The sequence below is a fragment of the Blastococcus sp. CCUG 61487 genome (genome assembly GCF_005222955.1).
In the GTDB taxonomy this organism is placed as follows: domain Bacteria; phylum Actinomycetota; class Actinomycetes; order Mycobacteriales; family Geodermatophilaceae; genus Blastococcus.
The window spans coordinates 40,634-55,422 of the sequence record NZ_LWUA01000221.1 but is presented as its reverse complement, the minus strand read 5'-3'; the positions used below and the strand labels follow the sequence as shown (position 1 = coordinate 55,422).

General features: G+C 73.8%; 14 protein-coding genes. 6 read left to right on the top strand and 8 right to left on the bottom strand.

Going from position 1 to position 14,789, the window contains the following annotated elements; translation table 11 throughout:
• Positions 1-14 precede the first annotated feature (14 nt).
• From A6V29_RS11105 to A6V29_RS11095, 3 genes are read right to left on the bottom strand one after another with little or no spacing between them, the layout of a single operon-like run.
• Positions 15-350 carry a GroES family chaperonin gene (locus A6V29_RS11105; RefSeq protein ID WP_249933168.1) on the bottom strand — a complete coding sequence of 112 codons (336 nt, stop codon included), beginning with the start codon at positions 348-350 and terminating at the stop codon, positions 15-17.
• Positions 351-406: 56 nt separating this feature from the next.
• Positions 407-754, bottom strand: coding sequence for a metallopeptidase family protein (locus tag A6V29_RS11100; protein ID WP_137160336.1), 348 nt, complete (start codon positions 752-754; stop codon positions 407-409).
• Between the two features lie 7 nt (positions 755-761).
• Positions 762-2,189 (bottom strand): GuaB1 family IMP dehydrogenase-related protein, encoded by a 1,428-nt coding sequence (locus tag A6V29_RS11095; RefSeq protein ID WP_137160335.1) that lies wholly within the window; start codon positions 2,187-2,189, stop codon positions 762-764.
• A 129-nt stretch (positions 2,190-2,318) separates the two neighbouring features.
• Here A6V29_RS11095 and serS point away from each other — a divergent pair, with 129 nt between their 5' ends.
• The 4 genes from serS (at position 2,319) to A6V29_RS11075 (ending at position 7,089) form a co-directional block, all read left to right on the top strand.
• Positions 2,319-3,614, top strand: a complete 1,296-nt coding sequence (gene serS / locus A6V29_RS11090) for a serine--tRNA ligase (RefSeq protein ID WP_137160334.1) — start codon at positions 2,319-2,321, stop codon at positions 3,612-3,614.
• Complete coding sequence (locus A6V29_RS11085; protein ID WP_137160333.1) at positions 3,611-4,522, top strand: HAD family hydrolase; 912 nt, start codon at positions 3,611-3,613, stop codon at positions 4,520-4,522. Before serS ends, A6V29_RS11085 begins: the two co-directional genes overlap by 4 nt.
• On the top strand, positions 4,515-5,318 hold the full coding sequence (locus A6V29_RS11080) for an HAD family hydrolase (RefSeq protein ID WP_137160332.1): 804 nt from the start codon (positions 4,515-4,517) through the stop codon (positions 5,316-5,318). The genes A6V29_RS11085 and A6V29_RS11080 overlap by 8 nt, the downstream gene beginning before the upstream one ends.
• A gap of 106 nt (positions 5,319-5,424) precedes the next feature.
• Complete coding sequence (locus tag A6V29_RS11075; protein WP_137160331.1) at positions 5,425-7,089, top strand: methyl-accepting chemotaxis protein; 1,665 nt, start codon at positions 5,425-5,427, stop codon at positions 7,087-7,089.
• A 99-nt stretch (positions 7,090-7,188) separates the two neighbouring features.
• Here the strand turns inward: A6V29_RS11075 and A6V29_RS11070 are convergent, their stop codons facing one another.
• Positions 7,189-8,193: a type IV toxin-antitoxin system AbiEi family antitoxin domain-containing protein gene (locus tag A6V29_RS11070; protein WP_137160330.1), complete on the bottom strand. Its 1,005-nt coding sequence runs from the start codon at positions 8,191-8,193 to the stop codon at positions 7,189-7,191.
• 198 nt (positions 8,194-8,391) lie between these two features.
• Positions 8,392-8,955, bottom strand: coding sequence for a bacterial proteasome activator family protein (locus A6V29_RS11065; protein ID WP_137160329.1), 564 nt, complete (start codon positions 8,953-8,955; stop codon positions 8,392-8,394).
• Positions 8,956-9,054: 99 nt separating this feature from the next.
• On the opposite strand from A6V29_RS11065, the gene A6V29_RS11060 reads away from it, so the two are divergent.
• Positions 9,055-10,281 carry a cysteine desulfurase-like protein gene (locus tag A6V29_RS11060; protein WP_137160328.1) on the top strand — a complete coding sequence of 409 codons (1,227 nt, stop codon included), beginning with the start codon at positions 9,055-9,057 and terminating at the stop codon, positions 10,279-10,281.
• Positions 10,282-10,309: 28 nt separating this feature from the next.
• Here the strand turns inward: A6V29_RS11060 and A6V29_RS11055 are convergent, their stop codons facing one another.
• Positions 10,310-11,302 carry an NAD(P)H-quinone oxidoreductase gene (locus tag A6V29_RS11055; protein WP_137160327.1) on the bottom strand — a complete coding sequence of 331 codons (993 nt, stop codon included), beginning with the start codon at positions 11,300-11,302 and terminating at the stop codon, positions 10,310-10,312.
• 9 nt (positions 11,303-11,311) lie between these two features.
• Complete coding sequence (locus A6V29_RS11050) at positions 11,312-11,986, bottom strand: NAD(P)-dependent oxidoreductase (protein ID WP_137160326.1); 675 nt, start codon at positions 11,984-11,986, stop codon at positions 11,312-11,314.
• Between the two features lie 153 nt (positions 11,987-12,139).
• Between A6V29_RS11050 and A6V29_RS11045 the strand changes: the two genes are divergently transcribed.
• Positions 12,140-13,084 carry an AraC family transcriptional regulator gene (locus A6V29_RS11045; RefSeq protein WP_249933167.1) on the top strand — a complete coding sequence of 315 codons (945 nt, stop codon included), beginning with the start codon at positions 12,140-12,142 and terminating at the stop codon, positions 13,082-13,084.
• 54 nt (positions 13,085-13,138) lie between these two features.
• Here A6V29_RS11045 and A6V29_RS11040 read toward each other — a convergent pair whose 3' ends face one another.
• On the bottom strand, positions 13,139-14,734 hold the full coding sequence (locus tag A6V29_RS11040; protein ID WP_137160325.1) for a 4-coumarate--CoA ligase family protein: 1,596 nt from the start codon (positions 14,732-14,734) through the stop codon (positions 13,139-13,141).
• Between the last annotated feature and the right edge of the window lie 55 nt (positions 14,735-14,789).

Genomic DNA, 14,789 nt, shown 5'->3' with positions numbered 1-14,789 from the left:
CGCACGATCGCGCGTCAGAGGTAGAGGCCGGTCGACTCCTCGATGCGCTCGGCGGCGACGGCGTGGACGTCGCGCTCGCGCAGGATGATCAGGTCCTCGCCGTGCACCTCGACCTCGTGCTGGTCCTCGGGGGAGAAGAGCACCTGGTCGCCGACCTTCACCTGCCGCACGGTCGGGCCCACGCCCCTGGCCTCGCCCCAGACCAGTCGCTTGGCGACCTGCGCGGTGGCGGGGATGAGGATGCCGCCGCTCGAGCGGCGGTCGCCGTCCTCCTTGCGGAGCGCGACCAGGATGCGGTCGTGCAGCATCTTGATCGGCAGCTTGCCGGTGGCGGCGATGTTCTCGGGCACGTCCCGGAACGCTACCCGGGCTCCCGGAAGGGCCATTTGCGTGCTTATGGCCCTGCTCAGCCCCAGCCGAGTTCGTGGAGGCGGTCCTCCTCGATGCCGAAGTGGTGCGCGATCTCGTGGACGACGGTGATCGTGACCTCCTCGACGATCTCCTCGGCCGTCTCGCAGATGTCGCAGATCGCCTCGCGGTAGATCATGATCCGGTCGGGCAGCGCCCCGCCGTAGTCCCAGCCGCGCTCGGTCAGCGCGAACCCTTCGTAGAGCCCGAGCAGCTCGGGCTCGTCGGGGTTCCGGTCCTCGACGAGGACGACGACGTTGTCCATGAGCCGCATGAGCTCGGGCGGCACCTGGTCGAGGGCGTCGGCGACCAGCGCCTCGAAGACCGGCAGCGGGAGTGGCCTCACGCCGTCGTCACCACGACGTCGGCAGCGGCCGGCCCTCCTCGTAGCCGGCCGAGCTCTGCACGCCGAGCACGGCCCGCTCGTGCAGCTCGTCGACGGTCCGCGCCCCCGCGTAGGTGCAGGAGGACCGCACGCCGGCCACGATCTGGTCGATCAGGTCCTCGACGCTGGGGCGGGCCGGGTCCAGGTACATCCGGGACGACGAGATGCCCTCCTCGAACAAGCCCGCCCGCGCCCGCTCGAAGCCGGAGGCCGACGCCGTCCGCGCCTTGACCGCGCGCGCCGACGCCATGCCGAACGACTCCTTGTAGAGCCGGCCCGAGCCGTCGTCGTGGATGTCGCCGGCCGACTCGTAGGTGCCGGCGAACCAGGAGCCGACCATCACGTTCGCCGCGCCCGCGGCCAGCGCCAGGGCGATGTCGCGCGGGTGCCGGACGCCGCCGTCGGCCCACACGTGCTTGCCGTGGGCGCGCGCCTCGGCGGCGCACTCCTCGACGGCGGAGAACTGCGGCCTCCCCACCCCGGTCATCATCCGCGTGGTGCACATGGCGCCCGGGCCCACACCCACCTTGACGACGTCGGCGCCGGCCTCGATGAGGTCGCGCGTGCCCTGCGCGGTCACCACGTTGCCCGCGACGACGGGCACCGAGCCGGCCACCGAGCGGACCGCGCGCAGCGCCTCGATCGCCTTCTCCTGGTGGCCGTGCGCGGTGTCGACGACGAGCACGTCCACTCCCGCGGCCAGCAACGCCTCCGCCTTGCCCGCGACGTCGCCGTTGATGCCGACGGCGGCCGACGTCAGCAGCTCGCCCTGCGCGTTGAGCGCCGGGGTGTAGATCGCCGAGCGCAGCGCGCCCTTCTTCGTGATGACGCCGACCAGTCGGTCGCCCTCCACCACGGGCGCGGCGCTGACCCGCTCCTCGGAGAGCACGTCGAAGATCTTCGGCAGGTCGGTGCCGGCCGGGACGGTGAGCGGGTCGCGGGTCATCACCTCGGACAGCTGGGTGAACCTGTCCACCCCCTGGCACTGCCCGTCGGTGACGACGCCGACGGGGGAGCCGTCCTCGACGACGACGACGATCCCGTGCGCGCGCTTGGTCAGCAGCGACAGCGCCTCGCCGACCGTCGAGGTGGGCGCCAGCGTGATCGGGGTGTCGTAGACCGGGTGGCGGGCCTTGACCCAGGACAGCACCTCGGAGACGACGTCGACCGGGATGTCCTGCGGGATCACGGCGAGGCCACCGCGACGGGCCGCGGTCTCCGCCATCCGCCGGCCGGAGATCGCCGTCATGTTGGCCACGACGAGCGGGATCGTCGTCCCGACCCGGTCCGGCGTGGTCAGGTCGACCTCGAGCCGGGAGCCCACGGTGGAGTGGCTGGGCACCATGAAGACGTCGGCGTAGGTGAGGTCGTGCTCGGGCCGCTGCAGGAAGCGCATGTGTCCATTGTCGTCCTCCGGACGACACCGCGGCCAACGGCCGTCCGCCGGCTGCGCCGACGCGTGCCCATCGCAGGCGGCTCCCGTGGACGCGGCCGTCGCAGGGGCGGCTCACCTAGTGTTGTGCGCGTGATCGACCTGCGACTCGTGCGCGAGAACCCCGACGTCGTCCGTGCCAGCCAGCGGGCCCGGGGCGCCGACGAGTCCCTCGTGGACGCGCTGCTGGCCGCCGACGCCGCCCGCCGCGAGGCGGTCAAGCGGGCCGACGACCTGCGCGCCGAGCAGAAGGCCGTCTCCCAGTCGGTGAAGAAGGCGAGCCCGGAGGAGCGGCCGGCGGTCCTCGAGAAGGCCAAGGCGCTCGCCGCGGAGGTCAAGGACGCCGAGGCCGCCCAGCGCGAGGCGGACGCCGCGCTGCGCGAGGTCCACCTGAAGCTCGCCAACGTCGTCCACGACGAGGTCCCCCCCGGCGGTGAGGACGACGCGGTCACCCTGCGCACCGTCGGTGAGGTGCCGGCCTACGACTTCGAGGTGCGCGACCACCTGGAGATCGGCGAGAAGCTGGGCGCGATCGACATGGAGCGCGGCGCCAAGGTGTCGGGCTCCCGCTTCTACTTCCTCACCGGCCCGGGCGCGCTGCTCGAGTTCGCGCTCGCCCAGCTGGCCATCAGCCGGGCCGTGGCCGCCGGTCTCACCCCCGTCGTCGCCCCGGCGCTGGTCAAGCCCGAGGCGATGGAGGGCACCGGCTTCCTCGGCGAGCACGACGAGGAGGTGTACCGGATCGAGCGCGACGACCTCTACCTCGTCGGCACCTCGGAGGTCGCCCTCGCCGGGATGCACGCGAACGAGGTGCTCGACCTCGCGAGCGGGCCGAAGCGCTACGCCGGGTGGTCGTCCTGCTTCCGCCGCGAGGCCGGGTCCTACGGCAAGGACACCCGCGGCATCATCCGCGTGCACTGGTTCGACAAGGTCGAGATGTTCACCTTCTGTGCACCCGAGGACGCCGCCGCCGAGCACCTCCGGCTGCTGCAGTGGGAGGAGGAGTTCCTGCAGGCGCTGGAGCTGCCCTACCGGGTGGTCGACATCGCCGCCGGTGACCTGGGCACGAGCGCCGCGCGCAAGTACGACATCGAGGCGTGGTTCCCCTCCCAGGGCACCTACCGGGAGCTCACCTCGACGTCGGACTGCACCACGTTCCAGGCCCGGAGGCTCAACATCCGCTACCGCGACGCGGACGGCAGGAACCAGACCGCCGCCACGCTCAACGGCACCCTCTGCGCGATCGCCCGCACGATCGCCTGCCTGCTCGAGGTGCACCAGCGCGCCGATGGCTCGGTGCACGTGCCGGTCGCGCTGCGCCCGTGGCTGGGCGGCGTCGAGGTGCTCACCCCGGGCATGACCCTCGCCGCGGCAGTGCCGAGCGCATGACCGCGCGCCCGCCACGGGCCATCCGGCCGCACGGGATCCTGCCGGGCGCGGACCGGGTGGTCGACCTCGGGAAGCTCGACCCGTGGCGGCCGAAGCTCGTGGCCAGCGACCTCGACGGCACGCTGCTCGACGAGCACGGCCGGGTCAGCGCCCGCACCCGGGAGGCCCTCGACGCGTGCTGGGCGGCGGGCATCCCCGTCGTCGGCGTCACCGGCCGCGGCCCCCGGTTGCTCGAGACCGTGCACGACGCCCTCGGCGGCCGCGGCATCGCCGTGCTGAGCCAGGGCGGGTTCGTCGTCGACCTCGAGCGCGAGGAGGTGCTGCGGACGGTCGCGATGCCCCGCGAGCACGCCGTCCGGGTGATCGAGGCGATCGAAGGCGTCGCCGGCGACGTCACGATCGCCGTGGAGGACGCCGCGGAGCAGGGCGAGGTGCGCACCCGGCTGCGCGTGGAGAACGGGTTCGACTGGCCCTATCCCGAGCTCTCCCACGTCCTCGAGCGCGGCGAGGTGATGCCGGAGGGCGCCGTCCTCAAGGTCTTCCTGCGCTCGGACACCCTCGACCAGGACCAGCTGCTCGCGCACGCGCGGGCCGTCGTCGACCCGGCCGACGCCGAGGTCACCCACGCCGGCCTTGGCTTCATCGAGGTGCTGCCGCCCGGGATCACCAAGGCCAGCGGGCTGCAGATGGCCCTGGACAGGTACGGCGTCGGGTTCGGCGACGTCCTCGTCTTCGGCGACATGCCCAACGACCTGCCGATGCTCGCCGCCGTGCAGGACGCCGGGGGCCGCGCCGTCGCGGTGGCCAACGCGCACCCCGAGGTCCGGGCGCTGACGCCGCACCTCACCAGCGGGCACCGGGCCGACGGCGTCGCCCGCTACCTGGAGGCGGTGCTTCCCGGTGTCTGACTGGAAGCCCCGGCTCATCGCCAGCGACATGGACGGCACCCTGCTGCGCAGCGACGACACCGTCAGCGACGCCACCCTCGCCGAGCTGGACCGGTGGCGCGCCGACGGCGTCCCCGTCGTGCTGGCCACCGGCCGGCCGCCGCGCTGGATGCACCGGATCCGCAGGGTCCTCGAGCACGGGACGGCGGTCTGCTGCAACGGCGCGGTGCTGCTGGACCTGGCGAGCTTCGAGATCCTGCACGAGGAGCCGGTCGATCCCGACGTCCTCCGCTCGGTCACCGACGAGCTGCGCGGCCGCCAGCCGGACACCTGGTTCGCGGTCGAGTACGGGCTGGAGTTCCGTCACGAACCGATCTACCGGCCGCGCTGGGACGTGAACGCGCCCGGTGTCGCGGTGGCCACCCTCGAGGAGATGGTCGCCCAACCGGTGGCCAAGCTGCTGGCCCGGCACGAGGAGCTGCCGCGCGACGAGTTCGTCGGCCTGGTCGAGGAGGTCGTCGGCGGCCGGGCCACCGTCACCCACTCCGGCCCCGACGCGCTCGCCGAGATCTCCGCGCTCGGCGTCACCAAGGCCTCCGGCATCGAGCGCGTCGCCGCCGAGCACGGGGTGGGCCCGGAGGACGTCGTCGTCTTCGGGGACATGCCCAACGACATCGCCGCCTTCGAGTGGGTGCGCGCCGGCGGCGGGCGGGCGGTCGCGATGGCGCACGCCCATCCCGCGCTGCTCGCCGTCGCCACCGACGTGACCGACGGCAACGACGAGGACGGCGTCGCCGCCTTCCTGGCCTCCGTGTAACGACTCTCCCCGGCGATCGAGACACCGGCTCAACAAAGCCGCGGCGGTGCCGAAAGGACTGCGAGGTCCCACCCGCATCGTTCGGCACTCAGGAGAGCAGGCAGGCATGGAGCAGGCGTACGACCCGGACGCACCGGCCGGTGAGGGCACCGGCGACGGCACGACGCCGCTCCAGCCGGACCCCGCCCGCACCGCCCGCATCGGCCTGCGGACCCGGATGCTCGCCGCGATCCTCGTGGTCGCGCTGACCACCATCGGCGTCGGCGCCTTCGGCATCCAACGGATGGCGCAGCTGAGCGACAACGCGCAGGAGGTCTACGACCGCGGCGCCGTCCCGCTGGACGGCCTGCGCCGGCTCGAGGCCGATTGGTGGCAGCTGTCGGCGAACGTCGCCCGGTCCAACGTCACCCTGCTGCCGGAGACCACCATCGCCACGGCGAAGGAGAACGCCGCGGCGTACATGCAGATCCTGGCCGACCGCACCGCCGCCGTCGACGCCATGCCGCTGTCCGCGGACGCGCGCGCGGCGTTCACCGCCTTCGCCACGGCCGTGGAGACCTACCTGCCCGCGCTGGCCGAGCTCTCGCAGCCCGGCTTCATCGCCGCCAACCCGGCGCGTGCCCTGGAACTGCTCGCGCTCATGGGCGAGAACGAGACGATCATCAAGGAGTCGATCGAGGCGGCCACCGCCGCCGCGGCGCAGGAGGCCTCGACGACTGCCGCCGAGGCGGCCGACGCGTACGCCGCGGCCCGCAACCTCACCCTCGCGATCATGGCCGCCGGGCTGCTGATCAGCGTCGTCCTGGCCACCGTCGTCTCCCGCGGCGTCACCCGGCCGGTCCAGCGGATCCGCGAGGTGCTCGGCCAGGTCGCGGCCGGGGACATGACCGTGCGCGCCGGCCGGACCGGAGGCGCCGAGCTGCAGGACATGGCGGCGTCCCTGGACGAGACGCTGGACGCGATCGGCGACGTGCTGGTGCTGGTCAACGACTCCTCGACCCGCCTCGCGGCGGCGTCCTCCCAGCTCAGCTCGGTGAGCGAGGGCATGCGGCTCAACGCGGAGACCGCTGCCGGCCAGGCCGACGAGGTCGTCTCCTCGGCCGGCGCGGTCGCCTCGAGCGTCGACACCGTGGCCACCGGCTCCTCCCAGATGGAGTCTGCGATCCGCGAGATCGCGCACAACGCCACCGAGGCCGCCCGGATCGCCGGTCAGGCCGTGTCGGTCGCGGAGAACACCACGCGGACCGTCGGCAAGCTGGGCGACTCCTCGCAGGAGATCGCCACGGTCATCAAGCTGATCAACGGCATCGCCGAGCAGACCAACCTGCTGGCCCTCAACGCCACGATCGAGGCGGCGCGGGCCGGGGAGGCCGGCAAGGGCTTCGCCGTCGTCGCCAGCGAGGTCAAGGAGCTGGCGCAGGAGACCGCCCGGGCCACCGAGGACATCTCGCAGCGGGTCGAGGCCATCCAGGCCGACACCGCCGGCGCGGTCGACGCGATCGGTCAGATCTCCACGGTCATCGGCGAGATCAACGACTTCCAGGCGACCATCGCCGCGGCGGTCGAGGAGCAGACGGCGACCACCAACGAGATGAACCGCAACGTGGCCGAGGCCGCCAGCGGCACCCAGGGCATCGCCGCCGCGATCTCCGGGCTGGCCGCTGGTACGCAGGAGACCAACCAGCGGGTGGCCGAGGCGCAGCAGGCCGCGCGAGAGCTGTCCCGGATGAGCGGTGAGCTGCAGGAGGCCATCGCCCGCTTCTCCGTCTGACCCCGTTCTTCCGGGCTGGGATCAGGTGACCTGATCGTCGAGCGTCCTCCCTCGTGGTGTGCGGTGAGGGAGGACGCTCGGCGCTGAGGGAGGAGGGGCTCAGGCGGCCGCGTCGCCGTCGTCGGAACCGGGCTCCGGTGTACGGACGATGCGGTATCGACGCGGGCCGGGCAGGGGCCGGGTCCGCAGTTCGTCCAGCCGCCGGATCGGCCGCTCCAGTCGCGGCAGGTCGGCCTGCACGATGCGCACGACCGGGACGTCGAGATCGCGGATGAGGTCCTCGCGCCGCTTCTCGTCCCACGCCACTTCGGCCGGAGTGCGCTGGTCCCGCGGATCGGCGTACTTCACGAAGCCGTCGAACTCGACGGCCACCCCCAGGTCGTCCAACCAGCCGTCGAGCCGGGCGACGAACCCCGCGGGGCCGTGCAGCTCCACCTGCGATTCGAAGCTGCGGAAACCGGCTGCCAGCAGACCGAGCCGGCCCCGGGTCTCCAGCGGAGACTCCGCCCGCCCGTCGGTCAGCTGGACCGCCCGGGCCGCCCCGCCGATACCGAGCCAGTGGCTCTGCGCCATCACCGTGGCGACCAGGTCCCGGCGCCGGACCCGCTCCGCGTGGAGCGCGGCGTCCATGGCGACGACGGCGTCGGCCGGGTCCCACTCTCGGGCACAGTCCACGAGGGTGCGGGCGGCCGAGGTGACGGACAGGGCGCCGGCGCGGAGGACGTCGTCCGCGGTCAACGTGGCTGCGGTGATCCGGTAGCCCGGGCCGGTCCGCCACTGGTCGGGGTGGGTGAGCCGGACGTCGGTGTCGACGCCACGGGGGAGTAGGAACCCGTGGAACCGCGCAGCCGAGGTGTGGCTGAGGACGGGTCCGGGTCCGAGCGCGGTGAGCGTGGCGAGCGCGTGGAGGACGTGGCGCGAGCGGTCGTCGGTCGCCTCGGCCCAGGTCTGCGCGGTGACGTAGATACCGCGCCGCAGCCGGTACCAGGCGCCGCTGCCGACGGCGGCGCGGACCTCGTCGGGGCGGTAACCGGCGCGGCGGGCGTCGGCGACGGTGAAGACGCCGCCGCGTCGACGGATGGCGAAGGCGAGGTCGGGATGCACGCGGCCACGATCGGGCGACGGCGTGCGGGGCAGAACGGCGTGGACCGATCTGTGGACGAACCCTGTTCACCCACAGCCCGCCGCGTCCTCCCTCGTCGTAGCGCGTCCACCCTCAGCGCGCACCACGTGGGAGGACACTCGATGATCAGGTGACCTGATCCCAGCCGCGGGGGCGGGCGGGGAGGGCGGCCGACGGCCTCAGAGGTACTGGCCGCCGCCGGGGCGCGCGTCGGGCTGCTGCTGGGGCAGGCCGCCGGGGAGGGCCTTGCGGCGCATCTCCTCCAGCTGCGCCCGCGCGGCCATCTGCTGGGCGAACAGCGCGGTCTGGATGCCGTGGAAGACACCTTCCAGCCAGCCGACCAGCTGGGCCTGGGCGATCCGCAGCTCGGCGTCCGTGGGCGTGGAGTCCTCGCTGAACGGCAGCGTGATCCGCTCCAGCTCCTCCCGCAGCTCGGGCGCGAGGCCCTGCTCCAGCTCGCGGATCGACGAGGCGTGGATGTCGCGCAGCCGGTTGCGGCTCGCCTCGTCGAGGGGCGCGGCCCGCACCTCCTTTAGCAACTGCTTGATCATCGTGCCGATGCGCATGACCTTGGCCGGCTGCTCCACCATCTCGTTCACCTGCAGCGCGCCGTCGTCGCCGTCGTCACCGTTCTCGCCGGTGCCGGACGAGGGGGCCATCGGGAGGGCGCCCACCGGCTGCCCGTCGGGGCCCACCACGAGCACCTGCTGCCGACGTTCGCTGCTGTTCCCGGGTGCCGTCATGGCCCCATCCTGCCCCCCGCCCGCCGACGCCTCACCGCGAGTCCGGCGCCGCCCCGTCCACCCCCGTGGAGGAGGCGCGGGCAACTAGGGTGCGCAGGCATGGAGGCCCGGCTGGACGTCGCTCGGGTCCGCGGCCTCTTCCCCGCCCTGGCCGACGGATACGTGCACGTCGACGGCCCGGCCGGCTCGCTCGTGCCCGAGGACGTCGCCCGCGCGGTCGGGCACGCGCTGCGCATCCCGCTGGCCGAGCGGGGCGGGGTGTTCGCCGCCTCCGCGCGGGCCGAGGCGCTGGTGAGCGGGGCGCGGTCGGCGCTGGCCGACCTGGTGGGCGGAGCCCCCGCCGGCGTCGTGCTGGGCCCGAGCATGACCGCCGTGACGTACACGATGGCGCGCGCGATCGGGAAGACCTGGCGGCCGGGCGACGAGATCGTGGTGAGCCGGCTGGACCACGATGCCAACATCCGCCCGTGGGTGCAGGTGGCCGCGGAACGGGGTGTCGAGGTGCGCTGGGCCGAGGTGGACATCGAGACCGGGGAGCTGCCCGCCTGGCAGTACGCCGACCTGCTCTCCCGCCGGACCCGCCTGGTGGCGCTCACCGCGGCGAGCAGCGCGATCGGCACCTGCCCCGAGGTCGCCGAGATCTCGCACCGGGCGCACGCCGTCGGCGCGATGGTCTACGTCGACGCCGCGCACGCCGCCCCGCACCTGTACCTGGACCGCACGGCTCTCGGCGCGGACTTCCTGGCGCTCTCCGCGTCGAAGTGGGGCGGGCCGCACGTGGGCGCGGTGGTCGCGGACCCGCAGCTGCTGGCCCACCTCCACCCCGACAAGCTCGTGCCGTCGTCGGACAAGGTGCCCGACCGCTTCGAGGCCGGCAGCGCGCCGCACGAGCTGTACGCCGGCGTCTCCGCGGCGGTCGACCACCTGGCCGCGCTGTCGGGGGAGACGCCGGGGTCGCGCCGCGAGCGGCTGCGCGCCTCGATGGCCGCCGTCGCCCGGTACGAGGGCGAGCTGTTCGGCTGGCTGGACCAGGCCTTGCGTGCCATGCGGCACGTCCAGGTGATCGGCCGCCCGGAGCGGACGACGCCGACCCTCGCCTTCCGCGTCGACGGCATGCGCCCGCGCCAGGTCGCCGCCGAGCTCAACCGGCAGGGCATCTGCGTCTGGGACGGCGACGCCTACGCCCGCGAGCTGTTCGACGCCCTCGGCGTGACCGAGAGCGGCGGAGCGGTCCGGATCGGCCTGCTGCACTACAACACCCCGGACGAGGTCGGCCTGGTGATCGACGCCGTCGCCGCCCTCCGGGCCCGCTCGGCGGTGCGCTAGCCCGCGCTGGTCAGCCGCTGGTCCTGCGTCAGTCCGCCGGCAGGAGCAGCACCTTGCCGACGTGCTCGCTGGCCTCCACCACCCGATGTGCCTCGGCGGCCCGCGACATCGGCAGTCGGCGGTCGACGATGGGTCGCACCGAGCCGCGCTCGACGTCCGGCCACACGTCGTGGCGGACCGCGGCGACGATCTCGGCCTTGCCGCCGGGCCCGGTCGCCGGCCGGGAACGCAGCGTGGTGGCGTGCACCGCGGCGCGCTTGGCCAGCAGCTTGCCGAGGTTCAGCTCCGCCTTGCTGCCGCCCTGCATGCCGATCACGACCAGCCGGCCGCCCGTGGCGAGGGCGTCGATGTTCCGGTCCAGGTACTTGGCGCCCATGTTGTCCAGGAGGACGTCGACCCCGCGGCCGCCGGTCGCCTCGCGCACCCGCTCGACGAAGTCCTCCTCGCGGTAGTTGATCGCCACCTCCGCGCCCAGTTCCCGGCAGACGTCGAGCTTGGCCGCCGTCCCGGCCGTGGTGAACACGCGCGCGCCGGCGCGGGCGGCGAGCTGGATGGCCATGGTGCCGATGCCGCTCGAACCGCCGTGGACGAGGAAGCTGTCGCCGCGGCGCAGCGCGGCGAGCAGGAAGACGTTGGACCACACGGTGCAGACGACCTCGGGCAGCGCGGCCGCCGTCGCCAGCTCGACGCCCGCGGGCCGGGGCAGCAGCTGGCCGGCCGGGACGGCGACCCGCTCGGCGTACCCGCCGCCCGACAGCAGCGCGCACACCTCGTCGCCGACCGACCAGCCCTCGACGCCCTCGCCGACCTCGCTGATGACGCCGCTGCACTCCAGCCCGAGGATCTCGCTGGCGCCCTTCGGCGGCGGGTAGAAGCCCTGACGCTGGAGCAGGTCGGCCCGGTTCACCGCGGTGGCGGCGACGTCGACGATCACCTCACCCGGGCCGCAGACCGGGTCGGGCACCTCCGCCCAGCCGAGCACCTCGGGGCCGCCGGGTTCGCTGATCGTCACCGCACGCATGCCCCGACCCTAGGCCGCGCCCGCGGCCACCGGGACGCCGCCGGAGACCGCGACGCAGCGGCCGACGTCGTCGCCACCCGTGGCCAGCCGGGCCAGGACCCCGCCGACCGCGCGCCGCGAGACCTTCATCCCCTCGACCGAGCCGTCGGTGGTGAGCACCGCCGGCTCGTCGCCGTCGGTGAGGTAGACCGGCTGCACCAGCGTCCAGTCCAGCCCGCTGCTGCGAACGACGTCCTCCTGCACCTCGTGGTCGGCGATCTGCGGCCTCAGCAGCAAGGCGAAGACCAGCCGCGCCGACAACGGCAGCAGGTGACGGGTCTCGCCCACGCCGTAGGAGGACTGGACGACCAGCCGCCGCACCCCGTGCCGTCGCATGGCCGCGACGACCGCGGCCGTGCCCCGCGACCGGACGTCGGCCGGCGTGCCCGAGCTGCCCCGCAGCCGGACCCGCAGCGCGCTCTCCGTGATCCCGAGCGTCACCACCACGGCGTCCTGGCCTCGCACCGCGGCGTCGACGTCGTCGGGCACCGTGGCGTCGCCGTCGACCGGCCGGACGCCCGGCAGCCCGGCCAGCTCCGTGCTCGCCCGCCGGGCCAGCGCGGTCACCCCGTGCCCCTCCGCGGCCAGAGCGGCCACTGCCGCCCGGCCCGATCCACCCGTCGCACCCACGACCAGCACCTGCATGACTCGCTCCCTTGCTCGGCGCCGGCCCCTGCGACCGGCACGGTCCAGCGTCGCGGGACGACCGGCAGCGAAGAACGGTCGAGCGTCCGGATTTCATGACCGTTCGTCCAGTGCATCTGGACGCCGCCGGTCGTCCACGACGAGACTGAGCCGGTGCCCGACCCCGCCGCCCCGTGGGCGCCCGTCGACCCCCTCGGACCCGTGCTGGGGGACCTGCGCATGCGGGGGACCTTCTACTGCCGGGCCGAGGGCAGTGCTCCGTGGGGTGTGGAGATGCCGGCGCTGCCGGCCTGCGTGAGCTTCCACCTCGTCACCGAGGGGAGCTGCCTGCTCGAGGTCGACGGCGAGACCCACCCGCTGCGCTCCGGTGATCTCGCGCTGGTGCCGCACGGCCGCGGGCACGTGCTGCGCAGCGACGCCGGCGCGCGGATCGAGGGCCGTGCCGATCTGCTGCCGCAGGAGTACCTGGGCGAGCACTACTCCGTGCTGCGGTTGGACGGCGGTGGCGCACCGGCCCGCCTGGTGTGCGGTGTGCTGGAGCCGGAGCGTCCGGGCGCCGGGCACCTGCTGGGGCTGCTGCCGCCGGTGCTGCTCGTGGACACCGCCGACGCCGCGCGGGGCGGCTGGTTGACCGTGCTGCTCGGGATGATCGCCGACGAGGTCCGGCACGACCGGCCGGGAGCGGAGGCGGTCGTCACCCGGCTCGCCGACGTCGTCGTCGTCCAGGCGATCCGGGGCTGGCTGGACAGCGGCGAGCACGGCCCGGGCTGGCTGCGCGCGCTGCGCGACCCGCAGGTCGGGCGTGCGGTGGCCCGGGTGCACCGCGAGCCGGGCGCGGCCTGGACGCTGGACCGGCTGGCGGCGGAGGCGCGGATGTCCCGGTCCGCGTTCGCCGCCCGGTTCACCGAGCTGGCCGGTGAGCCGGCCCTGCGCTACGTCACCCGCTGGCGGATGCACCTGGCCACCGCCGACCTCGCCCGCGGCGCGCGGGTGGGCGAGGTCGCCCGGCGGCTGGGGTACGAGTCCGAGGCGGCGTTCTCCCGGGCCTACAAGCGGGTGACCGGGGTGCCCCCGGTCACCGTGCGGGCCGTCGACTGACGCGCGCCGGCCCGGCCCCACGCGGTCGCGGGGCCGGGCCGACGGGGCGGTGCGTCAGGCGCGGGCCTTGAGCTCCTTGCGGAGGATCTTGCCCGCCGACGACTTCGGCACCTCGTCGATGAACTCGACGAAGCGGATCTTCTTGTGCGGCGCGACCCGCTCGGCCATGAAGGCCATGACCGACTCCTCGGAGAGGTCGGAGCCCGCGGCGCGGACGACGTAGGCCTTGGGCAGCTCCTCGCCGCTCTCCTTGTCCGGGACGCCGATGACCGCCGCGTCGGCGATCTCCGGGTGGTTGAGCAGCACGGCCTCGAGCTCGGCGGGGGCCACCTGGTAGCCCTTGTACTTGATCAGCTCCTTCACCCGGTCGACGACGGTGTAGATGCCGTGCTCGTCGACCACGGCGACGTCGCCGGTGTGCAGCCAGCCCTCGGCGTCCACGGTGGACCGGGTGGCCTCCTCGTTGTTGAGGTAGCCCTTCATGACCTGCGGCCCCCGGACCCACAGCTCACCCCGCTCGCCCGGGGCGGCGTCCTGACCCGTGGCCGGGTCGACCAGCCGGCACTCGGTGTTCGGGATCGCGAAGCCGACCGAGCCCTTGGGCACCTCGCCCGTGAAGCCCGGGGGCAGCGCGCCGGGGTCGGGGGAGGTGTGCGAGACCGGCGACAGCTCGGTCATGCCGTAGCCCTGGGCGACGATGACCTCCCCGCCCTTCGCCCGCAGCCGCTGCTCGACCGCCAGCGCCAGCTGCTCGTCCAGCGGCGCGGCGCCGGAGAGGATGGAGGTCAGCGAGCTCAGGTCGTACTGGTCGACCATCGGGTGCTTGGCCAGCGCCAGCAGGATGGGCGGCGCCACGAACGCCCGGGTGATCTTGTGGTCCTGGATGGTGCGGAGGAAGTCCTCGAGCTCGAACCGGGGCAGGGTCACCACGGTGCCGCCGAGCGCCAGGCCCTGGTTCATGAGCACGGTCAGGCCGTAGATGTGGAAGAACGGCAGGACGGCGATGATCCGCTCGTCCGCCGTCGTCTTGAGCAGCGGCAGGCACTGGGTCACGTTCGCGACCAGGTTGCGGTGGGTGAGCATGACGCCCTTGGGCAGCCCCGTGGTGCCGCTGGAGTAGGGCAGCGTGACCAGGTCGTTCGCCGGGTCGAAGTCGACCGTGACGCTGGGCGCGTCCGCGCCGAGCAGGTCGAAGAGGTTGGCGTGCCCCTCCGCGCCGTCGAGGACGATGATCTCGTCGACCGGGGACTTCTCGGCCGCCGCCGTCGCCCGGTCCATGAACAGCGAGATCGTGATCAGGATCTTCGCGCCGGAGTCCTTGAGCTGGAAGGCGATCTCGTCGGGCGTGTAGAGCGAGTTGATCGGGCTCATCACGCAGCCGGCGGCCGCGATGCCGTGGAAGACCACGGGGAACCACTGGGTGTTGGGGCAGAAGACGGCGACGACGTCGCCCTTCCGCAGGCCCCGGGCGTGCAGGTTGGCCGCGACGCGGTCGACGTACTGGGCCAGCTGCCCGTGGGTGATGACGTCGCCCTTGAGCCCGTCGACCAGCGCGGGCGCATCGGGGCGCTCCCTGCCGGCGGCGAGGACGGCCTCCGGGACGGACGTGTTCGGGATCTCGACCTCGGGATACGGGCTGGCCAGTGCCACGGGTTCCTCCTCGATGCTGGTGTGGCGCCAGTCTCACATCCGGCGTGGCGCCCGT